This window comes from Haloparvum alkalitolerans (assembly GCF_055381565.1).
The window spans coordinates 500,074-522,247 of the sequence record NZ_AP043938.1; the positions used below are offsets into that span (position 1 = coordinate 500,074).

Annotated in this window: 22 protein-coding genes and 1 tRNA gene; 10 read left to right on the top strand and 13 right to left on the bottom strand. The window is 68.9% G+C overall.

All coding sequences use genetic code 11. The features are described 5' to 3' along the window. Positions 1–177 precede the first annotated feature (177 nt). Positions 178–2,352, top strand: coding sequence for a S9 family peptidase (locus tag ACZ432_RS04875; protein WP_426962944.1), 2,175 nt, complete (start codon positions 178–180; stop codon positions 2,350–2,352). A gap of 24 nt (positions 2,353–2,376) precedes the next feature. Here the strand turns inward: ACZ432_RS04875 and ACZ432_RS04880 are convergent, their stop codons facing one another. From ACZ432_RS04880 to ACZ432_RS04890, 3 genes are all read right to left on the bottom strand, one after another. Then, positions 2,377–2,772 (bottom strand): acyl-CoA thioesterase, encoded by a 396-nt coding sequence (locus ACZ432_RS04880; protein ID WP_426962943.1) that lies wholly within the window; start codon positions 2,770–2,772, stop codon positions 2,377–2,379. An 89-nt stretch (positions 2,773–2,861) separates the two neighbouring features. Continuing rightward, positions 2,862–5,078 carry an amino acid permease gene (locus ACZ432_RS04885; protein WP_426962942.1) on the bottom strand — a complete coding sequence of 739 codons (2,217 nt, stop codon included), beginning with the start codon at positions 5,076–5,078 and terminating at the stop codon, positions 2,862–2,864. Continuing rightward, positions 5,075–5,509, bottom strand: coding sequence for a universal stress protein (locus tag ACZ432_RS04890; protein WP_426962941.1), 435 nt, complete (start codon positions 5,507–5,509; stop codon positions 5,075–5,077). The genes ACZ432_RS04885 and ACZ432_RS04890 overlap by 4 nt, the downstream gene beginning before the upstream one ends. 298 nt (positions 5,510–5,807) lie before the next feature. Here ACZ432_RS04890 and ACZ432_RS04895 point away from each other — a divergent pair, with 298 nt between their 5' ends. Together ACZ432_RS04895 and ACZ432_RS04900 are read left to right on the top strand one after the other, a co-directional pair. Next, positions 5,808–6,572 carry an Lrp/AsnC family transcriptional regulator gene (locus tag ACZ432_RS04895; protein ID WP_426962940.1) on the top strand — a complete coding sequence of 255 codons (765 nt, stop codon included), beginning with the start codon at positions 5,808–5,810 and terminating at the stop codon, positions 6,570–6,572. A gap of 180 nt (positions 6,573–6,752) precedes the next feature. Continuing rightward, entirely contained in the window at positions 6,753–6,917 is a 165-nt protein-coding gene (locus ACZ432_RS04900; protein ID WP_176696591.1) for a DUF7838 family putative zinc beta-ribbon protein, read from the top strand. 489 nt (positions 6,918–7,406) lie between these two features. On the opposite strand, the gene ACZ432_RS04905 is transcribed toward ACZ432_RS04900, so the two are convergent. From ACZ432_RS04905 to ACZ432_RS04920, 4 genes are all read right to left on the bottom strand, one after another. After that, a complete protein-coding gene (locus tag ACZ432_RS04905; RefSeq protein ID WP_426962939.1) occupies positions 7,407–8,246 on the bottom strand; it encodes a fumarylacetoacetate hydrolase family protein in 840 nt (279 codons plus the stop codon). Next, positions 8,246–8,593 carry a cupin domain-containing protein gene (locus ACZ432_RS04910; protein ID WP_426962938.1) on the bottom strand — a complete coding sequence of 116 codons (348 nt, stop codon included), beginning with the start codon at positions 8,591–8,593 and terminating at the stop codon, positions 8,246–8,248. Before ACZ432_RS04910 ends, ACZ432_RS04905 begins: the two co-directional genes overlap by 1 nt. Before the next feature lie 197 nt (positions 8,594–8,790). Next, complete coding sequence (locus ACZ432_RS04915) at positions 8,791–9,024, bottom strand: hypothetical protein (RefSeq protein WP_426962937.1); 234 nt, start codon at positions 9,022–9,024, stop codon at positions 8,791–8,793. A gap of 67 nt (positions 9,025–9,091) precedes the next feature. Continuing rightward, positions 9,092–9,886: an SDR family oxidoreductase gene (locus ACZ432_RS04920; protein WP_426962935.1), complete on the bottom strand. Its 795-nt coding sequence runs from the start codon at positions 9,884–9,886 to the stop codon at positions 9,092–9,094. Positions 9,887–10,040: 154 nt separating this feature from the next. On the opposite strand from ACZ432_RS04920, the gene ACZ432_RS04925 reads away from it, so the two are divergent. Both ACZ432_RS04925 and ACZ432_RS04930 read left to right on the top strand, forming a co-directional pair. Next, complete coding sequence (locus ACZ432_RS04925; protein ID WP_426962934.1) at positions 10,041–11,309, top strand: CaiB/BaiF CoA transferase family protein; 1,269 nt, start codon at positions 10,041–10,043, stop codon at positions 11,307–11,309. 79 nt (positions 11,310–11,388) lie between these two features. Then, positions 11,389–11,670, top strand: a complete 282-nt coding sequence (locus ACZ432_RS04930) for a DUF7553 family protein (RefSeq protein WP_426962933.1) — start codon at positions 11,389–11,391, stop codon at positions 11,668–11,670. A gap of 36 nt (positions 11,671–11,706) precedes the next feature. On the opposite strand, the gene ACZ432_RS04935 is transcribed toward ACZ432_RS04930, so the two are convergent. Continuing rightward, complete coding sequence (locus tag ACZ432_RS04935) at positions 11,707–12,225, bottom strand: hypothetical protein (RefSeq protein ID WP_426962932.1); 519 nt, start codon at positions 12,223–12,225, stop codon at positions 11,707–11,709. 152 nt (positions 12,226–12,377) lie between these two features. Here ACZ432_RS04935 and ACZ432_RS04940 point away from each other — a divergent pair. After that, positions 12,378–12,452: transfer RNA gene (locus ACZ432_RS04940), tRNA-Val, on the top strand. Positions 12,453–12,692: 240 nt separating this feature from the next. Here ACZ432_RS04940 and ACZ432_RS04945 read toward each other — a convergent pair. After that, a complete protein-coding gene (locus tag ACZ432_RS04945; protein WP_426962931.1) occupies positions 12,693–13,577 on the bottom strand; it encodes a hypothetical protein in 885 nt (294 codons plus the stop codon). 275 nt (positions 13,578–13,852) lie between these two features. Between ACZ432_RS04945 and ACZ432_RS04950 the strand changes: the two genes are divergently transcribed. The 3 genes from ACZ432_RS04950 (at position 13,853) to ACZ432_RS04960 (ending at position 17,542) form a co-directional block, all read left to right on the top strand. Further along, positions 13,853–14,854, top strand: a complete 1,002-nt coding sequence (locus tag ACZ432_RS04950) for a C-terminal binding protein (protein ID WP_426962930.1) — start codon at positions 13,853–13,855, stop codon at positions 14,852–14,854. Positions 14,855–14,947: 93 nt separating this feature from the next. Next, positions 14,948–16,108, top strand: coding sequence for a hypothetical protein (locus ACZ432_RS04955; RefSeq protein ID WP_426962929.1), 1,161 nt, complete (start codon positions 14,948–14,950; stop codon positions 16,106–16,108). A 78-nt stretch (positions 16,109–16,186) separates the two neighbouring features. Further along, positions 16,187–17,542 carry a hypothetical protein gene (locus tag ACZ432_RS04960; protein WP_426962928.1) on the top strand — a complete coding sequence of 452 codons (1,356 nt, stop codon included), beginning with the start codon at positions 16,187–16,189 and terminating at the stop codon, positions 17,540–17,542. A gap of 30 nt (positions 17,543–17,572) precedes the next feature. Here ACZ432_RS04960 and ACZ432_RS04965 read toward each other — a convergent pair whose 3' ends face one another. The 3 genes from ACZ432_RS04965 to sucC form a co-directional block, all read right to left on the bottom strand. Next, on the bottom strand, positions 17,573–17,881 hold the full coding sequence (locus tag ACZ432_RS04965) for a hypothetical protein (RefSeq protein ID WP_426962927.1): 309 nt from the start codon (positions 17,879–17,881) through the stop codon (positions 17,573–17,575). A gap of 127 nt (positions 17,882–18,008) precedes the next feature. Beyond that, the gene (gene sucD / locus ACZ432_RS04970) at positions 18,009–18,878 is read right to left on the bottom strand and encodes a succinate--CoA ligase subunit alpha (RefSeq protein ID WP_426962926.1); all 870 of its coding nucleotides are present in this window, start codon (positions 18,876–18,878) and stop codon (positions 18,009–18,011) included. Next, on the bottom strand, positions 18,875–20,020 hold the full coding sequence (sucC, locus tag ACZ432_RS04975; RefSeq protein WP_426962924.1) for an ADP-forming succinate--CoA ligase subunit beta: 1,146 nt from the start codon (positions 20,018–20,020) through the stop codon (positions 18,875–18,877). Before sucC ends, sucD begins: the two co-directional genes overlap by 4 nt. 187 nt (positions 20,021–20,207) lie before the next feature. On the opposite strand from sucC, the gene ACZ432_RS04980 reads away from it, so the two are divergent. Then, entirely contained in the window at positions 20,208–20,852 is a 645-nt protein-coding gene (locus ACZ432_RS04980) for a DUF4870 domain-containing protein (protein WP_426962923.1), read from the top strand. A 47-nt stretch (positions 20,853–20,899) separates the two neighbouring features. Here ACZ432_RS04980 and ACZ432_RS04985 read toward each other — a convergent pair whose 3' ends face one another. Then, positions 20,900–22,078, bottom strand: coding sequence for an inorganic phosphate transporter (locus ACZ432_RS04985; protein ID WP_426962922.1), 1,179 nt, complete (start codon positions 22,076–22,078; stop codon positions 20,900–20,902). Positions 22,079–22,174: the final 96 nt, after the last annotated feature.

Consider the following 22,174-nt stretch of genomic DNA (forward strand, 5'->3'; position numbering starts at 1 on the left):
TTATATCCAACGTCATATTATATCTGACATCAGCCGGGAGTTCCGAACCCGCATCGACCCGCCGTCGCCGGACGTGTGCCGACCCCGACCGGCGCGGCCGCGAGTCGGCCGCGAGCGGGACGCACGCAACCCGCCGCCACCCAAACACCCAATTGGGCGGCCCGGGTACGGCGCCCCATGCCCGACCCCATCCCGCTCGATGCGTACCACGACCTCCGCATGCCGAACGACGTGGCGGTCTCGCCGGACGGCGACCGCGTCGCGTTCGTGGCGGACGAGATGCACCCCGACCCGGACGAGCGCCACAGCGCGCTGTACGTCGCGCCCGCGGACGGGTCTCGTGACCCCCACCGCCTCTCGCGCGCGTCGGACGCTCGCGCTCCCGCGTGGTCCCCCGACGGCGAGCGGCTGGCCTTCCTCGCGGCGCGCGAGGATGACCTCGACCGCGGGCGCGGACGCGACGCGGACGAGGAGGCGGACGAAGAGACGGGCGAGGAAGACGCCGAGGGGGGAGCGGACGACGACGAGAACGACGGCCCGAACGGCGACGACGAGCCGAAGCCGCAGGTGTGGGTCTTCGACCTCGCGCTCGGCGGCGACGCCCGGCAGGTGACCGACCGCGAGGAGGGCGTCCGCGAGTTCGACTGGGGGCCCGAGGGCGAGCGGCTCGTCATCTCCGCGCGCGACCCGACCGTCGAGGAGCGCGAGTACCTCGACGCCCGCGAGGAGGGCGGTCCGGTCGAGACGGAGCGCCTCCAACACAAGTTCGACGGCGTGGGCTTCACCGACACCGTCACCACCTACCTGTTCGTCGTCGACGCCGCGACCGGCGAGGAGACCAGACTCGACGACGCCTACGGCGCGGGCTCCTCGGAGCCGATCATGGGCCTCCAGCCGGCGTGGGGCGCGAATGACCGGATCGCGTACGTCTCCGTCGACCGGGAGGACCCGCCGGGCGAGGCGACCGACCCCGACGACACCCTCGCCGCCGACGTGTACACCATCGCGCCCGACGGCACCGACAGGCGGCGGCTCACGGGCGGGACGCTGCGCTGCTCGAGCCCCGAGTGGTCCCCCTCCGGCGACCGGGTGGCGTTCGCCGGCGGCAACCCGACGAACTGGTACCAGCCGACGGAGGTGTACGTCGCGGCGGACGGCCCGGACGCGACCGACGGGAGGGAGGCGGACCCGGGGCCGGCCTCCGTCTCCGGGTCGCTCGACCGCACGGTCGCGCGGTTCGGCGCGCCGCGGTGGCGCGACGCGGACACGCTGGTCTGCCCGGTCGCCGACGAGGGCTGGACCCGTCTCGTCGAACTGCGCGCGGACCGCGACGAGCCCGTCCGCGTCTTCGACTCGCAGGGGCGCGACCGCACCCTCGGCCGGTTCGACATGGCCGGCGGCACGGTCGCCTGCACCCTCTCCAGCCCCCAGGGCGGGTCCGACGTGTACGCGGTCGACGCGGACGCGCTCGCGGGCGCCGACGAGGCGGACCTCCGGCGGCTCTCGCTGCTCAACGAGTCGTTCCTCACCGCCCACGAGCAGCCGACGAGCGAGCGGGTCGCCTTCGAGAACTCGGACGGCGAGTCGGTCGAGGCGGTCGTCTACCGGCCGCCCGGCTTCGACCCCGACGACCCCGACCCGGCCCCGACGGTCGCGGCGATCCACGGCGGCCCGATGTCCTACGACGCGCCGACGTTCCACTTCCCGCACGCCTACTGGTGCTCGCGGGGCTACGTCGTGATCCGCGTCAACTACCGCGGCTCCACCTCCTACGGCAGCGAGTTCGCGGAGGCGCTCAACGGCTCCCGCGGCGAACTCGAGTCCGACGACGTGATTTCCGGCGTCGAGCACCTCGTCGACCGCGGCTACGCCGACCCCGACCGGCTGTTCGTCACCGGCTTCTCCTACGGGGGGATCACGACCGCCCACATCGTCACGCGGACGGACCGGTTCGCCGCGGCCGCGCCCGAACACGGGATCTACGACCTCTACTCCACGTTCGGCACGGACGACAACCACAACTGGCACCAGTGGGAGTTCGGACTCCCGTGGGAGAACGTCGACGCCTACCGCGAGCACTCCTCGATCACGGACGCCGGCGCGATCGACACGCCCCTCCTGATCACCGCTGGCGGGAAGGACTGGCGCTGTCCCCCCTCGCAGGCCGAACAGCTCTACGTGAGCGTCAAGAAGCGGGGCGTCCCCGCGCGCCTCGTCGTCTATCCGGAGGAACACCACAACGTCGGCGACCCCGAGCGCGCGACTCACCGCGTCCGCGAACTGACGGAGTGGTTCGAGCGCCACGACCCCGCGGTCGAGGCGGACGACGAGGCGGGGACAGCCGACTCCTAACGGATCCGACCCGCCCCTCGAAGCTCAGAGGTCGTGATACGCCTCGATCGCCGACCGGAGATCGTCGGGGATCGGCATCGAGGAGCCGTCCTCGTCGACGATGACCTGCACCGTCTCGGCCTCCGCCGCGACGCCCTTCTCCGTCCTGATCTCGTAGGACATCGGGATCGACGACCGGCCGAGCTCCGGCACGTCGAGCGAGACGGTCACCGATCCCTCCTCCAGCGTGACGGGCGCCCGGAAGTCCACCGACAGCGTCGCCAGCACGCTCGGGATCCCGTCGAGACCGCGGTCGGTCACCTCCCTGAAGTAGTCCGTCCGCGCCTGCTCCGTGTAGGTGGCGTACACCGCGTTGTTGACGTGGCCCATCGCGTCGATGTCCCGGAACCGCACGTCGATCTCCGTCGTGAAAGCGGGCATGCTCGCTCACTCGCGGAGACGCCCCATGTAGCCACCGGAGCCGGCCGGGGCCGGCCGGGGCGGCCGGAGGAACCCAAGCCGGGCGCCGGTCAGCGGAACAGCCGCTCGCGGAGGGACCGCGAGGTGGGGCGCTCCGCGAGCAGGACCGACGCGTCGAGGTTCTCGAGCACCGAGAGCGCGAGGGAGCCCTGCACAACGCGCGAGAGCAAGCCCTGTTCGGTCGCCCCGACGACGACGAGGGTCCGGTCGGCCGCGGCCCTTCTGATCGCCGGTTCGACCGCCCCCGTCTCGACGCGGATCTCCGCGTCGTCGAGGTCGTGTTCGGCGGCCCACTCGCCGAGGAACGCCCGGCCCGTCTCGCGGTCGTCGGCGACGTACAGCAGCGTGACGTTCGCGCCGACCGCGTCCCGGAGCGCGCGGGCGACCTCCGCGGACAGGTCGGAGGAGTAGCCGCCCGCGGTCGGGAGCAGCACCTCGCTCGGGTCGAACGACCGCTCGTTGAGCACGAGCACGTCACACGGGAGGCTCTGCGCGAGTTCGTCGAGCGTCCCCTCCGCGCGCCCGCCGGCCAGCCGCGTGCCGCCGTAGCCCATGATGAGGGTGTCGGCCTCGTGGTCCCGCGCGGCGTCGAACACCTCCGCGACGCCCTGGTGGGAGAGGATCGTCCGCGTTTCGACGGGGACGTCGAACCGTTCGGCGTCCTCCCTGGCCTCGGCCAACAGGCGTTCGGACTCGTCCATCACGCCCCGGCGGCGCTCGGCCGCGGCCGCCAGCGACGTCTGGTCGGGGACCTGCACGACGTGCGTCGCGAACACGGTCCCCCCCTTCGCCTTCGCGAGCGCGCCGGCGAGCGTCATCAGCGGCCCCTCAGTGCGCGGGTTCGAGAGCGCGACCATGACCGTCGGCCCCGCGTCCGCGTCCGGCGTCGTGGCGACCGACTCCTCGCCCTGCGTGCCCGCCGAGACGTGACGACCGAGCAGCCCCTGTCCCTCCGTATGGCGGTTCGCGTAGGCGACGTACCACAGCACGGAGCCGACAACGAAGACGGCCGAGAGGGCGAGCTCGCGGAGCCCGACGAACGCGAGCAGCCCGAGCGAGAGCACCACCCCGAGGATCGGCGTCACCGGATAGAGCGGGACGGTGAAGTCAGGGTCGTACTCGGGCGCGTCCGTCTCCCGGAAGACGATCAGAGCGGCGTTCATCAGCGCGTAGACGACGAGGTGGAGCACGCTCGCCGCCTTCGACAGCACCTCGAGGTCCTGTCCGAGCAGCGCGATGAACGCGAGGATCATCGCGCCCGTCACCACGATGGACCGGTACGGCGTCGCGAACTTCGGGTGGATGTCGTTGAGCCAGTCGGTGACGATGCCGTCTCGCCCCATCGCGAAGTTGATCCGCGCGGACGCGAGGATCGAGGCGTTGGCGCTCGAGGCCGTCGCCAGGAGCGCCCCGACGGTGACTATCCCCACCGCGATCGCCCCGTACTCGCCCGCGAATGCGACCTCCGTCGCCTGCGTCAGCGGCGCGCTGGTGCTGAGATCGGTCCACGGCACGACGCCGAGCATGATCGACACGAGCACGGCGTAGATGACGGTCACGATCGCCACGCTTCCGATGACGGCGATCGGGAGGTTTCTGCCCGGGTTCTTCAGCTCCTCGGCGACCGTGGCGATCTTCGCGTACCCGAGGAAGGAAACGAATACGAGAGCCGTCCCCGGTAGAATGGCCCCGTAGCCCATCGGCGCGACGCCGTCAGTGCCGAGCAGGGTCGCGGCGTCGAACGCGAGCCAGCCGCGGACTGCGAACAGCGTCAGGATCCCCAGAAGCAGCGTCACGATGACCGTCTGCACCCCGCCGGTCTCCTTCGCGCCGACGTAGTTCACGAGGACGAACGCGGCGCCCGCGAACAGCGCGCCGACCTGCACGTCAGTGAGGAACAGCACGCTCGGCATCGGCGCCAGCGTGGCGAGGTACTGACCGAACCCGATGCTGTAGAACGCGGAGGCGAACGCGAGCCCCATCCAGTCGCCCATCCCGGCGATCGAGCCGAACAGGGGACCGAGCGCCCGGTTCACGTAGTAGTAGCCGCCGCCGGCCTTCGGCATCGCCGTGCCGAGCTCGGAGACGGAGAGGGCGTTGACCATCGCCACGAGCCCGCCGACCACGAACGAGACCACGACGATGGGGCCCGCCGCCTGCGCGGCGACGCCGGGGAGCACGAAGATGCCGGCGCCGATCATCGTTCCGATCCCGATGGTCATCGCCGAGACCAACCCCAGGTCCTTCGCCAGTTCTTCGTCGGTCATCCGTGGTCCTCCGCGCCGAGGCCCGGGAGCGAGATCACCGGAACCGCTGGGTCCGTGACGAGCTTCACCGCGGTATCGCCGGCGACGAACTGAACGAGCCGGCTCCCGCCCCGCGGACGTACGACGACCGCGGTCGCACCGACGGACGCCGCCTCGTCGAAGATCGTCTCGACGACGTCCGTTCCGAACGCCGTCCGCGTGTCCACGGCAACCTCGCTCGCGAGGGCCGCCTCGACGACCGCGAGGCAGGCGGCCGCGTCCTCGCGCCGCTTCTCCAGCGGCGCCTTGTCCATGGTCCCGCCGCCCTTCTCGATCACGTGGAGAGCGGTGACCCGCTGGATGCGGTCCACGTGCGGGCGAAGCGCGTCACACGTCGCTCGTGCGTCCGACTCGCTCGCGACCGGGAGCAGCACGTGGTCGAGAAGCGCCACGTCACCGCACCCCCCGGACGATTCGTAGCCGCCCCGTCTCCACGGTCGGTCTCGGACTGTGGTCACGATCGTCGGGAACGGAACGAGCGGCTGTCCACCCCACGCTGCGTTCGATCGCTTCGACGAGAGTCATTGTCGGACCGTCGGAGACGTCGAATATAATCGTTCCGATAGAATTACTCGATGAGCAGAAATGACCGGGTTATATTTTTGATTCAGTAACACGTGTGCACTTCCCTGGCTGAATCGGCGTCATACTGAACCGCGGGATAAAGTGGATCCCCGTGGTACGCGCCGTATGGACTACCGGCTCGACGACATTGATCGGCGCATCATCTACGAGCTGATGCGCGACGCCCGAACCACGTCCGCGCCGACGATCGCAGAGCAGGTGAACGTCTCGGCCGGTACGGTCCGGAACCGGATCGACCAGCTCGAGGAACACGGCATCATCCGCGGCTACACCGCCGGGATCGACTTCGAACGCGCGGAGGGGCAGTTGACGAACCTCTACGTGTGCAACGCGCCGGTCTCCGAGCGAAAGGCGCTGGCGCGGGAAGCGCTCGCGGTTCCCGGCGTCATCAACGTCCGCGAACTGATGACCGGGCGACGAAACCTCCACGTCCTGGCGGTGGGAGAGAACACCGAGTCACTCCGGCGCATCACGCGCGCGCTCTCGAAACTGGGGATCGAGATCGAGGACGAGACGCTGATCGAGAGCGAGACCGACGGGGCCTACGCGCCGTTCGGCCCCGACGACGAACCGCCCACCACCGACGCCACCGACTTCATCAGTCTCGCGGGCGACGCGAACGTCGTCGATGTGACGGTCTCGGAGGACGCACCCATCGTCGGACTCACGCTCGAGGCGGCCGTTCAGGAGGGGCTCCTCGACGACGATGCCCTGATCATCGCCATCGAGCGCGGCGATCGCGTCCTCACGCCGCACGGGACGACCACTGTCCGAGCGGACGACATCGTCACCGTCCTCTCGCGAAGCGGGGACACGGCGTCCGTCCTCGAAGCGTTCGTCACCGAGGAACGGACCGCCGCAGAAGAGTGACGAGAATCGGCCCATCGATCTTGCCCGTAGAGCCCACCCAGCCACGCCCCTCCAGAAAAACGGTCACAGAAACCTTGTGTATCTCGATATACGATTTATAGACTGCCGATCGTCGGCTTTTCGCGACGCGGCCGGCACCGAACCAACATCTTCAATTTCCCGCCGCGTGCACGTCCGCGTATGAGCCTCGAAGCGGAGGTCGACTGTCCCAACTGCGAGGAGACGCGCTCGTTCTACCGGTCGGCGGCGATGAACCTCCACCTCGGCGAGAAGACGAAGTGGCGCTGTCCGGAGTGCGGCTACGGGTTCGTGCGGATCAACGGCATCAGCACGCTCCCCGCATAGCGGCGGTCCCCTTCTTCGACGCCTCGACCCCGGGAGTGACGACGCCGGAACGGGCGTCCGCGCGGACCGAACGCGGGCGGCCGTGTCTCCGGCCTGTCGAGACGGGGGAGTGAGGGAGGAGTAACTCTCACACGCGCACGCGTGGGGGCTACGGGTCGACGGACAAGTCACCGCACGGTCGCCACGGCATCACCGATCGGTCGGAGGACGAGCGTCCACCTCCCGGCGACCGCGGCACGCGTCTCGGTACGGGGCGCTACGTAGGCGGGCAGGGTGCGCTGTCCCGTGCGCCGCGGCTCAACCGTTCCTCTCGCGCCGTCGATCGGACCCGATTTCGGAGGATCTCCGACGAACTCGCCGAGAATCGTCCGGATCCGCCGACCGCCGCCGATCAGATAAACGACATAGTGCGATACAGAATCGGTGGCTGACGCTCGCTCCGCCGACAGAAGGTCCGGTCGGAGAAGCTCCGCAGGAGGTGTGAGACCTCTACGACTCGCGGACGACGTCGGCCTCGAGGACGCCGACGCCGTCGACTTCGGCGCGGACGGTGTCCCCGTCCTCGATGACGCCTGCGCCCGGCGTGCCGGTGTTGATCAGGTCGCCGGGCTCCAGCGTCATCACCTCGGAGTGAAACGAGACGAGTTCCGGCGGCGAGAACAGCATCCGGTCGAGCGTGTTCTCGGCGATCACCTCGTCGTTGATCACCGTGCGGACGGTCGTCTCGGCCAGTCGGTCGACGCTCGCGGGCGCGGACACCCACGGGCCGACGACGAGGAAGGAGTCGAAGCTCTTCGCGCGCGTGAGGAACCGGGGGTTGCGCTGGAGGATGTCCTCGGCGGTCATGTCGATGACCGGGACGAACCCCGCGACCACGTCCGCGAAGTCGGCCTCGTCGACGCCCTTGCAGGTGCGGCCGATGACCACGCCGAGTTCCGCCTCGGCGGTGACGCGGTCGGAGACGTCCCGCGGCGGGAGTCGGATCGGACCACCGGGGGCGGTGACCGTCGTCGCGGGTTTCAGAAAGCTCGCCGGCTCCTCGGGCCGGACCTCGTCCAGATCCGCCGCGTGGTCGGCGTAGTTGAGCCCGATCCCCCAGAGCTTTCCGGGGTCGAACGGCGCCGCGAACCGGACGTGCTCAGTCGGGCGGGGCCTCGCGGGGAGCGCCGACATCGGAGGTAGGTCACCGGTCGCGGCGGCCGCGAGGGCGTCGGTCGTCGTCGCGTCCGCGGAGTAGTCGGCCGCGGAGAGCGGAGCGAACCCCTCGGCGTTTCCGAGGAGGGGCCGCCCCTCGACCGTCCGGGCGATCCGGTGTGTCTCGCCGGACATCACTCCTCCCGGTCGGTCCAGAACTCGAAGCCGCGGCCGGGCGCGAACACGTCCAGCCCGACCGCGCGCTCGTCGCCCGCGTTCTCGACGCGGTGGGACTCCCACGCGTCGAGGTGGACGGAGTCGTAGGCGGCGAGCGTGACGGTCTCCGTCTCGGTGTGAACCGTCAGCTCCCCCTCCAGACAGACGCAGACCTGCTCGTTCTCGTGGTCGTGCATCGGCGAGGAGTGGCCCGGCGGCTTCTCGAACCACTCGAAGGAGAAGCGGTCGCTGCCTGCGAGCGCGGCCCGCTGCCAGCCCTCGTCCGGTTCGTACGTCTCGGCGTCGTCGAACGACACATGATCCATGCAGGGTGGTGGCGTGTGGCGACAAAAGCGGTTGCGGTCGCCCGGGTTCCTCGCCGCGGTCGATCGGATAAACCGGCGGTCACGATAGCGAACGTCCGATGGACCGATCAAAAACGTCGGAAAGAGCCACGCGGCTCGGCGGGGACGGACGGAATCGGAGGAGGGTACGAAGAACGATCGTCGGTACGGGTGCCGGCTTACGTCTGGGTCTCGGGGTTCGCGAAGCCGACGCCGCCCGCGAGGATCGCCGTTCCGGCGAGGACGGTCGCTCCGAGCACGACGAAGCCGTCGTCCGGGCTCAACCCGGCGATCGACGCGGCGACGTCCACGACGAACACCGTGATGAACAGGCTCAAGATCGCGAACGCGAGCATGACGAATCCTGCGACGAGCGCACTGGCTAACGAACCGAACGCATCGAGAATTCCCATGGGACTTCGTTCCAGACCACACGGAAAGGCGTGGCTATCCCTCACCGATTTCGACCGGAACCGCCGCTCAGAGGTTTGCGTTGCCGGCGCCGCCGTCGATGACGACGGACTGCCCGGTGATGAAGCCGGACTTCGGCGAGGAGAGGAACGCGACCGTGTTCCCGAGTTCGATGGGGTCGCCGATGCGGTCGAGGGGGTTGTTCGCCCACTCCTGGAGCCCCTCCTCGTAGGAGTCGTACTCCCCGCGCTCGACGGCGGCGTTCACGAGGTCCTCGATGCGGCTCGTCTCGTGGGGACCGGGGAGGACGGCGTTGGCGCGTACGTCGGGCGCGAGCTCCTGCGAGAGCGTCTTCTCCAGCCCGATGACGCTCATGCGCACGGAGTTCGAGAGGACGAGCCCGTCGATGGCCTCCTTCACGGAGCGGGAGGTGATGTTGACGATGGTGCCGCCGTCGCCCTCCTGCAGGGGATCGGCGGCCGCGCGGGTGAGGCGGACGACGCTCATCACGAGCAGTTCGTACGCGTTCTCCCAGTCCTCGTCGTCCGTTTCGAGGAACGGGCCCGAGGGCGGGCCGCCCGCGGACGTGACGAGGTGGTCGAGTCGGCCGAACTCCTCGAGCGTCTCGTCGACGAGTCGCTGGATGTCGTCCGGGTCGGTGAGGTCGCCCTGTACGGGGTGGACGGTCGCGTCGCCGGCGGCCTCCGCGCGGAGGTCCGCGGCGGCGTCCGCGAGTCGGTCCTCGTCGCGACCGTTGATGACGACGTTGACGCCCTCGCGGACGAGCGCCTGCGCGGAGGCGAAGCCGAGTCCGCTGCTCGATGCGGTCGTGAGCGCGACGTTCCCGTCGATCTGTAGGTCCATACGGCGTCATTCGCCGCGTGTGGCATAACCGTTGTCGCTGGGGCCGGCCGCCGCCGCGTTCCGAACGCTTTTGTGTGGCGCTGGCGCCCGCGGTCGATCTCTCGGCGAAAGGCTTTGGCCGGCCGGGCGAAATCCCCGACCATGGTGAGCCACGATGGTCGGTGAGGCCCGCGATCCGGAGACGGACGAGGGGCCGCTCTCGGGCGTGACGGTGCTCGACGCCTCGCGCGTGCTGGTGGGGCCGTTCTGTACGATGCAGCTGGGCGATCTCGGCGCGGACGTGATCAAGGTCGAGCGACCGGGGACGGGCGACCAGACGCGGGACTGGTACCCCCCGACGTTCGACGCGGCCGACGGGCGGGCGGGAGCCGACGCGGACGATCCCGGCGAGAGCGCCTACTACGTCAGCGTCAACCGGAACAAGCGCTCGGTCGAGTTGAACCTCGCGAGCGAGGCGGGCCGCGAGGTGTTCCGCGACCTCGCGAGCGAGGCGGACGTGCTCGTGGAGAACTTCCGCGTCGGCAAGATGGCCGACTGGGGCCTCGACTACCCCGACCTCGCGGCGGAGAACCCCGGCCTCGTCTACTGCGGCATCTCGGGGTACGGCGAGTGGGGGCCCGACCGCGACAAGCCCGCCTACGACATCATGATGCAGGCGCGGGGCGGCCTGATGTCGATCACGGGCGTCGAGGGGGGCGCGCCCGTCCGCGTGGGCGTCGCGCTCGCGGACGTCGGCGCGGGGATGTACGCCACGCAGGCGATCCTCGCGGCGCTTTTAGAGCGCGAGTTGGGCGACGGGACGGGCCAGAAGGTCGACGTGAGCCTGCTCGACGGGCAGGCGGCGTGGATGAGCTACATGGCGACCAACTACTTCGCCTCGGGCGACCCGCCGGGCCGGATGGGGAGCAAGCACCCGACCATCGCGCCGTACCAGGCGTTCGAGACCGCGGACGGCTACGTCGTCGTCGCGTGTACGTCGAACGCCTTCTGGGAGCGGCTCTGCGAGGCGCTGGACCGCCCGGACCTGCTGGCCGACGAGCGCTTCGCGACAAACGCGGACCGCGTGCGGAACCGCGAGGCGCTGGACGCGGCGCTCGACGCGGCGTTCGCGGAGTGGACGACCGCCGAGGCGGTGGAGACGTTGGAGGCGCACGACGTGCCCGCGAGCCACGTCCGCGACATGGCGGAGCTGTTCGCGGACCCACAGATCGAGGCGCGGGGGATGCGCGTGGAGATGGACCACCCGACCGCGGGCAGCGTGACGATGCCGGGATCGCCGATGAAGTTCTCGCGGACGCCCGCGACCTACCGCCAGCATCCCCCGCTGCTGGGCGAGCACACCGAGACGGTCCTCCGGGAGTTCGGCTACCGGGACGCCGACCTCGCGGACCTCCGCGAGCGCGGGGCCATCCCCGAGGAGTAGCGGGACCTCCGCCCACCTCCCGGGAAGGCGGCGGCGACCCGCCACAAGGGCTATATCTGTTGCCGCCCAGAGGACAGGTATGAGCAAGCACTTCGAAGACGCGCGGTACTACCTCGGACGAGCGGTCGAGCACGCCAAGGAGGGCGTGAAAGAGGAGCTGGAGCCGGTCGAGCAGCGCGTCCGCGACATCGTGGGCGACGAGGAGGAGCCGGAGCCCTCCCGCGTGGACGCCATCATGGCCGACCTGAAGGAGCTCGAGCAGCGCGCGGAGGGCGAGGCCCGCGAGGCGGTCGCGAGCGCGCGCGAGAAGCTCGACAACTACCGCGGTCGCGGCGAGTCCGCGGACGCGGACGGCGAGTAATCCGCGACCGCCCCGCCGCGGCGACCCGCCCGCGTCTCACTCCCGAGTCCCGGCCGCCGCGTCGGGGCCGTAGCGCTCGTCCACCCCGCGGACGTCGAACGGGACCTCGTTCTCGCGGAGGAGGGTTCTGAACCGGCGGATGCCCTCCGCCGCGTCGACCGACTCCGCCCGATAGTGGCGGATCGGGTGGCGGATCCACGACGGCTCCCAGTGCGCGTACACGTCGGTCGTGTCGCGGTCGGGGCCGACGTACAGCGCGAGGTGAAGCTGGTGGTCGCTCCACAGCGCGCCCTCGGGGTACCACGCCCAACTCGCCTCGGTCACCTCCGGGTCCGTGGCGTACGCGCGGTACTTCAGCGAGGAGAGCAGGTTGCGGACGAAGCCGAGGCGGTGGAGCAGCGCCTCGACCTCCTCGTGCGGCATCGCGAGCGTGCAGGCGTACTGATCCCGCGGCGTCGCCCGCTCAGCGTAGAGGCCGACGAGCGACAGCGGCGCGTGGAGCAGGCCCGCGACCGCCTGCCGCGCCCGCTCCGCGAACTCCAGTTCGTGGGTCATGCGTGACCGATGGACGGCCGCGCCCTTCAGTCCCCCGCGAGAAGTAACCCTTAAGTCTCGGCCTCGGGGTCGTCGGCGGACTCCGACGTCACGATCTGTCCCACGACAAAGTAACCCTTAAGTCTCGGCCTCGGGTACGAAGTGATGCACGCGGGTTGGTGGTCTAGCCCGGTTATGACGGCTCCTTCACACGGAGCAGGCCGGCGGTTCGAATCCGCCCCAACCCATAACTTAAACACCCTTTCTCTAAGAAACGCTCCCCTCCGGAGTACAGAGGTTCTTCCGCATTTCCGGTCCCTAGGAGACTGTTGGACGCCTCACGCACTTTATCCCACTGTCTGTGGTGCTTCGTCAGTAAGGACCTCTGCTGGCCTGACAGATTTTAGAGTATTGAGACTAGAAGTCGCCACCTCAATGCGCCAATCCTTCATTCCGGGTCAAGAGAGAGAAGATCCACGGAGATATTGTCAGTTTGACTCGGAATCATCAATAGATGCTGTCCTGAGGTTCTCCAGAACGTTTTCACCGTATTTCTCATTACTCAGTTCTCTGGGGCTTACATCTCTCATTCTTGCTTCAAGAATCGTAATGAATGGCCGGAGAAGATTGTGAACAGTACCTTTCTTACTCATGTTGACTCCGGCAACGGACTTGTCCATCACACTATATAAATAATGCTCGTACAATCGCCCATCAACATCATACATAATCCGAAGAATAAGAACATTCCTGAGAAGGAAATCGTTGTTCACTATCCCTTCGTTCCATGCAAGAATCATTTCGAGTCGATTCACACCTACTCCCGATTTGGGAATATCGTATAGAAGCGACTCCATGGTCGTTAACCTCGCTGCGACGATTATCAGTAATCCAACTGAAAGTGCAGCCATTACGTACCCTGGTGTTCCTGAGAATACTCCTGCAATTGCGATAGAAAATGCAAACACGGCCTCCCCATTCGATATTAATCTGCCCGAAACCTCGTGCGTCTTCTCAATATAGTCTCGTAACTGCTTCTCATCTCTTTCTTTTTCAAGTTGCACGACCTCACTGTTGAGATATTGTTCTCCTCGATCCACAAAATCCGCACGTACCTTTTCACCAAACCAGATTCCCGGATAGTATTCAAAAGCGGTCGTACTCCACTCTGAGACTGGAAAAATACGACCGACAAGTTTGACGGATTTCGTAATCCACCCAAGCGGAAAGAGTATAGCGATAAACAGAATAGTGAAGGTTTTGACCGCTGCTTCCTGCGTTGAATTGAATATCAATCGGAGACCTAGGAATAGAATTACCAAGACTAAAATCGCTATACCGGTAGTTAGAATCGCCCACCAAGGAAGGATCATTATTCGCCTGAGTTGAGAGGCGTATCTCGTAATAGGTTTAATGGTATTGGGTTTGATATTTGAAACGGACTCATAGATCCGTAAGCGGGTAAACTATGACTCGGACTTCTCTTCTGCCAGAACATTGCCGGAGATTGGTCTAGGCTCACTTCACAGTAGCACACTGGTTATGGTAGTTCTGAGTGGTGAGTTATGCACCCAGCATGTACTGATGAGATACCCTTCAAACTCCCCGCCTCACAAGCCTATAAGCCGTCACCGACGACCACCTACCCATGCGCGTCGTACTCACGGATCGGCGATTCACGGATCAGGAACCCTACCGCGAGGCGGTCGAGGCGGCGGGGGGCGAACTCGTCGCGGTCGAGGCGGAGACGGAGGCGGAGGTGGTCGCGGCCTGTCGGGACGCGGACGTGGTGGTGACGTTCAAGGCGCCGATCTCGCGGGCGGCGATCGAGGCGATGGGCGACTGCCGGCTGATCATGCGCAACGGCGCGGGGTTCGACAACGTGGACGTGGCGGCCGCGAGCGAGCACGGGATCCCCGTCTCGAACGTGCCGGGGTACGGGAACGACGACGTGGCGAGCCACGCGATCGCGCTGATGCACGCGGCCGCGCACGAGATCGTCCACGCCGACCGCGACGTGCGCGAGTCCGAGGGGTGGGGGGAGCGCCGGCCGATCAACCCGATGTACGGCCGGACGTTCGGGATCGTCGGCTTCGGGCGGATCGGCCGCGCCGCGGTGCCGATGGCCCGCGGACTGGACATGGACGTGATCGCGTACGACCCCTACGTCGACGACGACGTGTTCGAGGCGTTCGGCGTCGAGCGCGTCACCTTCGCGGACCTGCTCGACCGCGCGGCGTGCGTCTCGATCCACGCGCCGCTCACCGCGGAGACGCGAGGGCTGTTCTCGACGCCGGAGTTCGAGCGCATGGCCGCGGACGCCGTGCTCGTCAACACCGCCCGCGGGCCCATCGTCGACGAGGCGGCGCTGGTCGAGGCGGTCGAGGAGGGGGCGATCTACGCCGCCGGGCTGGACGTCTTCGAGACGGAACCGCCGACGGACACGCCCGCGCTCGCGTGCGACCGGATCGTCTGCTCGCCGCACCACGGCGGAATGTCGCCGCGCGCGAACGAGCGCTGCGTCGCCATCGGCCGCGAGGAGATCGTCCGCGCGCTGACCGGCGAGCACCTCCGGAACGTGGTCAATCCCGAGGTGTTCCAGCGGGGCGAGGGGCTCGTCAACCCCGAACGCGACGCGTGGAGCGAGTGAGGGGCGCGTGGGACCGCGTCGAGCGCCGCGCGGTCGCTCCCGGTCTCCGCGCCGCGAGGGTAGGTTCTTGTCCCCGGGCCTCGAGCTCGACCCATGAACGAGGCGGCGGTGTTCTCGGGCGTGCTCACGGAGCTCGAGGAGCGGAACTACGACCCGCTCGTCCACGTGCCGGAGGCGCACGCGGAGACGTACGCGGACGTGCTCGACCGCGCCGAGCAGCACCGGATCACCATCCGCGGCCGGTATCCCGACGTGCTCGGGTTCACGGAGACCGACCGCGTGTTCGCGGTCGAGGTGAAAGGCGACGAGGGGCTCCTCCGCGGGATGGGGCAGGCGCTCACCTACCAGCGCGGCGCGCACGTCTCCTACCTCGCGGCGGAGGCGACCGCGGTCGAGGGCCACGCCGACCTGCTGCACGCGAAGGGCGTCGGCACCATCGGCGTCGACGACGGGGGCGTCGCGGCGTGGCGTGACCCGCCGGCCGCGGAGTCGACCGCGGAGGTGGCCGACGTTCGCGGCCAGCTGTCGCTGCGCGCCGGCGGCGCGGAGTTCGGCGGCGACGTGACGACGCTCAGCCTCGCCCAACCGCTCAACTACCTCGCGCCGGTCGTCGCCGTCGACCGACACGGCCCCCTCCACCGCGACGAACTCGGCGACGTGCTCGCCGAGGAGTACGGCTTCGGCGCCGGCGACGCGGCGGTCGCGGGCGCGCGGGCGCTCGGCCTGCTGACGACGGCGACGCCGCACGACCACACCGACCAGGGCGACCTCGCGGCGACCGTCCTGCGCGGGTACGGGGTCGAGGACCTCGACGACCTGCGACTCCGGAAGGACGAGACGCGGGGCAGCACCGTCGCCGCGGTCCACGAGCCGCTCGCGGTGCTGCTGCGGAACTGCTTCACGCGCCACCCGGAGTTCGGACTGCTGCTCGAGGCGCTCCGGAAGGAGGGGCCGCGCGCCCACTTCCTCGACCTGCTGGAGCGGCTGGTCCGCGAGTACCCGAACGTCTTCCTCGGCACCGTCTGTACCGCCCGCGGCCGCGAACGCGCCCGAACCCTCATCGAGCGGGGCGAGACGGCGCGGCTGTACGAGGACCGGGACGTGTGGGCGGACGTGGTGCGCACAAACGTCCTCTTCAACTTCGTCCAGCAGCTGAAACACGTCGGCGTGCTCGCGCCCGAGACGCGGAGCCACGGGAGAGCGATGGCCGATTACGACCCGGACGAGAAGCCCTGGGTCCTCGCCGAGCGCTGACCCGGGACTCGGAGGTTCCGCTCCGCGGGCGAGCGCGCGGACAGACCTTTATCGGACCGCCCCTCACACCCTGCAACGATGCCGAGCACTCCCCGCCCGTCGACGGCGGTCGCACTCCTGTTCGTCGTGCTCGCAGTCGGTGCGGTCGGCCCCGCGATGCTTCCGGGAGCCGCGGGCGGCGGCGCGGACGACCCGAGCGACGCGGCGACGGAGCCCCCCTTCCACGTCGTCCACGGCGAGGCCGGGACGGGCGACCGGACGGCGGTGTGGCCCTACACGAGCCGTGCGCGGGCGTTCGAAACGCGCACGCTCCCGCTGAACCTGATCGTCAAGGGCGACGTGGACGCGACACGTCGGCACCTGGAGCGGTCGAGCCGCGGGGACTGGAACGAGACGCGGGGCGACTTCGAGGACGAGGGGGTCGGCGAGGGGTACGTCCGACCGAACGGCACCGCGACCGCCTGGGGCCAGGCCACGGGCTCGACGCGGCTGACCTACGTCGTCGGCCCGGGTGAACGGCTCGACGAGGGACAGTGGCTCCTCGAGAGCTACCAGCTGCACGACGGCGACTACCTCGGGGCGCGCCACCACATCCGGGCGTACACCGCCCCGGACCCCGACGAGGAGTGGACCGCGATGCAGGCCCACCGCGAGCACTGGGACTGGTTCCGGCTCAGACACACGGTCGGCAGCGTCGAGGAGTCGCAGTCCTCCGTCGAGCGCGAGTTCATGGGCCGGTGGTTCGTCTCGGACGTCTACCGGACCTACCTCGCCAACGAGGGCGGGTCGGACGCCGACGGCTGGGCGACCGTGGTCGAACTCGGCCGGGAGCCTCCGGCCAGCGGCTCCGCGCCCGCGGCGATCGGCGCCGACGCAGCCGACCGCGCGGACGGGTCCCCGATCGGCGGGGCGACCGCGACGGCGGTCCTGATCGTCGGCCTCGCACTCGGCGGCCGGCGGCTGGACCTCGTCGAGCGAGCGGACGCCGCCGTCGGCAGGGACGTGCGGCGCGCGCTGACCCTCGCGGCCGCGATCGTGGCCACGTTCCTGTTCGTGCGGTTCGGGTCGGTCGGGCTCGAGCGGACGACGCCGCTCCCCCCGAAGCTCATCGCCGCGGCGTTCTACCCGGTCGTCTTCGCCGGCATCCCCGCCGTCACCTACCTGCTGTCGCGCCAACTCGACCGGCCGCTCGCCTTCTCGGCTGCGTCGGTCGGCTTCCTCACCGCGGTGCTCCTGGACTACACGTATCTCGGCGTCACGGTGCTTCCCCTCGACGCGCTGATCCACCGCGCCGGGCTATCGGTCGCGCTCGGCTTCCTCGCCGTCGGCGCCTCGTGGCCGGAGCGCGTCGACCCCGACCCGTCGCGGCACCTCCGGCTCGGGGTCCTTCTCTGGCTGGCAACGCTGGTGCTACCGCTGCTGCGGTTCGTCTGAATCGGGTCGGTTCCGGCCGACCATCGGGGGTCAGCCGCTCCGGTACGGGCGCTCCCACGTCGGCGTGGCGAGCGCGTACGCGCCGACCCCGACGAGCAGGACGAGGTAGTGGAGCCACTGCGGGAGTCCGAGCCGACCGAACAGCGACGCGCTCGCGACGATCCACGCCAGCAGCAGCGCCGCGTCGACGATCAGCCGGTCGCGGTTGTGTCGGAGGAACCCCAGAAGTCGCTTCCGGCGCGAGGCGACGAAGGGCCGGTCGTCGACCGGCGCCGATCCCTCCCCGTCGACCTCCGGAACGGCGGGGGCGGCCTCCGAACGCGTGTCGTCGCCGCTCATGGGCGGGCTTCGGACGCCGTCTCAAAAAGGTCACCGCGGCGGTCCGACGCGTCGGCGAGGGTCGCGACCGCCGACCGGTGGTTCGGTCCCGGGCGGCGGCCCGAGACCTGACCGATGTCGGTCCGCGCTACAGGAAGTCCTCGATGTGGTCCGCGACCTCTTCGGGAGTGTCGCCGACCGGGACGCCCGCGTCGTTCAGCGCGTTGATCTTCGACTCGGCGGTGCCGGTGCCGGAGCCGGAGACGATGGCGCCGGCGTGACCCATGCGCTTGCCCGGCGGCGCGGTGCGGCCCGCGATGAAGCCCGCGACGGGCGTGTCCATGTGCTCGCCGATGAAGCGGGCGGCCTGCTCCTCGTCCTCGCCGCCGATCTCGCCGCACATGACGACCGCGTCGGTCTCGGCGTCGGCCTCGAACGCCTCGAGCGCGTCGACGAAGGAGGTGCCGATGATCGGGTCGCCGCCGATACCGACCGCGGTCGTCTGGCCGATGCCGCGGCTGGTGAGGCTGTCGACGACCTGGTAGGTGAGCGTCCCCGAGCGGGAGACGAGCCCGACGTTCCCGTCCGCGAAGATGTTGCCCGGCAGGATGCCGAGCTTCGCCTCGCCAGGCGTGATGATGCCGGGGCAGTTCGGCCCGAGCAGGCGCGTGTCGGTCTCGCCGAGGCGCTTGTTCACCTTGGCCATGTCCTGCGTCGGGATGCCCTCCGTGATGGCGACCGCGAGGTCGAGATCCGTATCGAGCGACTCGAAGATGGCGTCCGCGGCGAACGCCGGCGGCACGAAGATGACGGACGCGTCGGCGTTCTCCGCCTCGACCGCCTCGTCGACGGTGTCGTAGACGGGGACGCCGGCGACCTCCTGACCGCCCTTGCCGGGCACCGCGCCCGCGACGACGTTCGTCCCGTACTCGATCATCTGCCCGGCGTGGAACTTGCCCTCACCGCCGGTGATTCCCTGTACCACGACGCGCGTGTCGTCGTCGACGAAAATGCTCATTGGGTCACCTCCTGTGCGTTCTCGACCGCACGCTGGACGGCGTCCTCCAGCGTCTTCTCGACCTGCACGAGGTCCGTGTTCAGGATCTCCATCCCCTCCTCGGCGTTGGTGCCGGCGAGGCGGACGACGACCTTCTTCGGGATCTCGTCGAACTGTTCGAGCGCCTCGTTGATCCCCTTGGCGACCTCGTCGCCGCGGGTGATCCCGCCGAAGATGTTGAAGACGACCGCGTCGACGTTCTCGTCGGAGAACACCATGTCGAGCGCGTTCGCGACGCGCTCGGCCTTGGCGCCGCCGCCGATGTCGAGGAAGTTCGCCGGCGACCCGCCGTAGTAGTCCACCAGGTCGAGCGTCGTCATCACGAGGCCCGCGCCGTTACCGATGATGCCGACGTTGCCCGACAGGCGGACGTAGTCGAAGCCGTACTCGCCGGCCTTGCGCTCGAGGTCGTCCTCGTAGGACTCCTCGGCCATCTCGGCGAGTTCGGGCTGGCGGAACAGCGCGTCCTCGTCGATGTTCATCACGGCGTCCGCGGCGACCACGTCGCGGTCGCTCGTGATCATGACGGGGTTGACCTCGATCTCCGAGGCGTCGCTGTCCTCGTAGAGGTCGTACAGCGTCGAGAGGATCGACGCCACGTCCAGCGCCACGTCCGCGTCGACGCCCGCCTCGTAGACCACCTTCCGGGCCTGGTAGGGGTGCAGGCCGAACGCGGGGTCGACGTGCTCGCGCGCGATGGCGTCGGGGTTCTCCTCGGCGACCTCCTCGATGTCGACGCCGCCCTCAGTCGAGACCATCAGCACGGGCTTGCCCTCGCCGCGGTCCATCGTCACGCCGACGTACAGCTCGTCGACGAAGTCGACGCCCGCCTCGACGAGCACCTTGTCGACGGTGTAGCCCTTGAGGTCCATGCCGAGGATCTCCTCGGCGTACTGCTCCGCCTCGTCGCGGTCGCCGGCGATCTTGATGCCGCCGGCCTTCCCGCGTCCGCCGACATGCACCTGTGCCTTCACGGCCGCCGGGTACCCGATCTCGTCGACCGCGTCGAGCACCTCGTCGACGCTCCCGGCGAGCCGGGACTCCGGGACCGGGATCCCGGCGTCGGCGAAGATATCCTTCGCCTGATATTCGTGGAGCTTCATTAGCGTGTAAAGGGGCGTCCGACGGGCGCTTAAAACCAGTTATTCGCCGCGAGGGGGATCCACACACTCCCCGGCGGATGGCGCCGCGGTCGCGGCCCGATGAGGGAAGAAGTCGGCTCCTGACCGGCAGCGACCCCACCTCACGCCGCCGAAGGTGATTTATGTCATCGGCATGAGGTGGTCCGTGATGCCACCTGACGATCCTCCGGGGTCCGCGGGCTCGGACGACGAGCCGGACCCGAACGACGAGCGTACCGAACCGACACGGGACGAACCGGCCGACGCGGACGCGGAGTCGGCGGACACGGACGCCGAACCGTCGGACGCCGAGCCGGCGGACACCGAGGACCAACAGGGGCCGGACGCCGAAGCCGGTGGGTCGGACCCCGAGGAGTTCGGTGAGGCCCCGACGGATGACGTCACGACCGGCAGCGCGGCAACGGATGACGCCACGACCGGCGGCGCGACAACGGATGACGTCACGACCGGTGGCGCTGCGATCGACAGCGAGGCGGCCGCGTCCTCGGCTGACGACACGTCGCTGGCCGCGATCACGCACGTTCTCGCGCTGTTCACGTGGGTGATCGGTCCCGTCATCGTCCTCGTGGTGAGCGAGGACGAGTTCGTTCGCGAGAACGCTCGTAACGCGATCAACTGGCAGATCTTCATGACGATCTACTCGATCATCGGGCTGGTCCTCACGCTGCTCGTCGTCGGGGTGTTCGTCATGCTGCTGGTCGGGCTCCTCGACCTGATCTTCTGTGTCGTCGCCGCGGTGAAGGCGAACGACGGGGAGGCGTGGTCGTACCCGCTCACCCTCGATCTGGTCTGAGGCGGCCGCGGTCCCCGGTGGGGGTCGCCCGCCGCGGACCTCGTCGGCTACCAGACGAACCGGAACAGCACGAGGAAGGTGACGTAGGCGCCGACCGTCGAGATGACCGGCACGGCGTTCTGCATCATGATGACGCGGCCGGTGGTCGCGGGGTCGAACAGGTCCGCGGCCGCGGGGATGTCCGCGGGCTCCTCGTCGCCGATGTCCGGGGCGGCGTCCCCCGGATCCTCGGCCGTCAGCGCGCCGACGGAGACCTTCGTCTCGCCCTCGCCGCGAATGCTCTGTGAGACCGTGACGGTCCGCGTCGCGCGGCCCCAGCCGAGGCCGACGATGGACATCGTCGCGATGATGACGAAGGAGGCGGGGATGCCGATCGCCGACAGCCCGGTGACGATGGCCGAGGAAACGACCGCGACGATGATCGACGCGGTCAGCGGTAGGTTGGTGATGTCGTTGCCGAGCGTGTCGAGCGTCCGGCGCGCGATGGTGAACGCACCGACCGCGACCGCGACGCTGCCGAGCACGATCAGCGGTTCCAGGTCCATCCCCGCCCCGACCAGCGGCGCGATGGCGTTCGCGATGTTCGAGGTGCCCGAGGAGAAGGCCATCAGACAGCCGATCAGGATGACGACCACGGAGCCGACCGCCTCACGGCGTGTGGTGTTCTCGCCCGGGACCAGTCGCGGGACGACCCCGCTCCGATCGACGGTGAACAGCGGCCCCTCGCTGGACTCGATGGCGACGCGGCGGTTGATCTGCGGGTAGAGGTACCGGCCGATCATCCCCGAGACCCAGAAGCCGATGATCGGCGCGACGATCCACCAGACGGCGATCTCGCCCATCACGGCCCAGTCGAGCGAGCCGGTCGCGACGCCGAGCCCCGCGATGGCCCCGACCGCGGTCATCGAGGTCGAGGCCGGGACGCCCGCGTAGTTCCCGATGAACAGCGCCGCGCCGATGAAGAACAGCACGACGATGCTCGTCTCCAGCGTGAAGATCCCGCCGCGGGTCACGAGGTCGTTCCCGAGCGTGTCGACGACGCGGCGGCCGATCGTCCACGCGCCGATCGCGAAGAACACCGACATCAGCGCCGCGGCCCCCGTCTTCGAGAGCACGTCCGAGCCGACCGCCGGACCGAACGCCGGCCCCGTCGTCGCGCCCCCGATGTTGTACCCGACGAACAGGGCGACGACCAGGCCGAAGGAGATCAGCAGAAGTTCGATCATACCGGAACCAGGGGGCGACGAGAATTAAACGCCCGGTCTCGCGTGCGAGTCGAACCCAGGCGCTCCGGTCCGCGGGAAGCGGACGCTATTACCGTG

Coding starts and splice junctions, on each gene's coding strand:
- ACZ432_RS04875 (WP_426962944.1), top strand. CDS start 178: ATGCCCGACCCCATCCCGCTCGATGCGTACCACGACCTCCGCATGCCG.
- ACZ432_RS04880 (WP_426962943.1), bottom strand. CDS start 2,772: ATGCCCGCTTTCACGACGGAGATCGACGTGCGGTTCCGGGACATCGAC.
- ACZ432_RS04885 (WP_426962942.1), bottom strand. CDS start 5,078: ATGACCGACGAAGAACTGGCGAAGGACCTGGGGTTGGTCTCGGCGATG.
- ACZ432_RS04895 (WP_426962940.1), top strand. CDS start 5,808: ATGGACTACCGGCTCGACGACATTGATCGGCGCATCATCTACGAGCTG.
- ACZ432_RS04900 (WP_176696591.1), top strand. CDS start 6,753: ATGAGCCTCGAAGCGGAGGTCGACTGTCCCAACTGCGAGGAGACGCGC.
- ACZ432_RS04905 (WP_426962939.1), bottom strand. CDS start 8,246: ATGTCCGGCGAGACACACCGGATCGCCCGGACGGTCGAGGGGCGGCCC.
- ACZ432_RS04910 (WP_426962938.1), bottom strand. CDS start 8,593: ATGGATCATGTGTCGTTCGACGACGCCGAGACGTACGAACCGGACGAG.
- ACZ432_RS04915 (WP_426962937.1), bottom strand. CDS start 9,024: ATGGGAATTCTCGATGCGTTCGGTTCGTTAGCCAGTGCGCTCGTCGCA.
- ACZ432_RS04920 (WP_426962935.1), bottom strand. CDS start 9,886: ATGGACCTACAGATCGACGGGAACGTCGCGCTCACGACCGCATCGAGC.
- ACZ432_RS04925 (WP_426962934.1), top strand. CDS start 10,041: ATGGTCGGTGAGGCCCGCGATCCGGAGACGGACGAGGGGCCGCTCTCG.
- ACZ432_RS04930 (WP_426962933.1), top strand. CDS start 11,389: ATGAGCAAGCACTTCGAAGACGCGCGGTACTACCTCGGACGAGCGGTC.
- ACZ432_RS04935 (WP_426962932.1), bottom strand. CDS start 12,225: ATGACCCACGAACTGGAGTTCGCGGAGCGGGCGCGGCAGGCGGTCGCG.
- ACZ432_RS04945 (WP_426962931.1), bottom strand. CDS start 13,577: ATGATCCTTCCTTGGTGGGCGATTCTAACTACCGGTATAGCGATTTTA.
- ACZ432_RS04950 (WP_426962930.1), top strand. CDS start 13,853: ATGCGCGTCGTACTCACGGATCGGCGATTCACGGATCAGGAACCCTAC.
- ACZ432_RS04955 (WP_426962929.1), top strand. CDS start 14,948: ATGAACGAGGCGGCGGTGTTCTCGGGCGTGCTCACGGAGCTCGAGGAG.
- ACZ432_RS04960 (WP_426962928.1), top strand. CDS start 16,187: ATGCCGAGCACTCCCCGCCCGTCGACGGCGGTCGCACTCCTGTTCGTC.
- ACZ432_RS04965 (WP_426962927.1), bottom strand. CDS start 17,881: ATGAGCGGCGACGACACGCGTTCGGAGGCCGCCCCCGCCGTTCCGGAG.
- sucD (WP_426962926.1), bottom strand. CDS start 18,878: ATGAGCATTTTCGTCGACGACGACACGCGCGTCGTGGTACAGGGAATC.
- sucC (WP_426962924.1), bottom strand. CDS start 20,020: ATGAAGCTCCACGAATATCAGGCGAAGGATATCTTCGCCGACGCCGGG.
- ACZ432_RS04980 (WP_426962923.1), top strand. CDS start 20,208: ATGCCACCTGACGATCCTCCGGGGTCCGCGGGCTCGGACGACGAGCCG.
- ACZ432_RS04985 (WP_426962922.1), bottom strand. CDS start 22,078: ATGATCGAACTTCTGCTGATCTCCTTCGGCCTGGTCGTCGCCCTGTTC.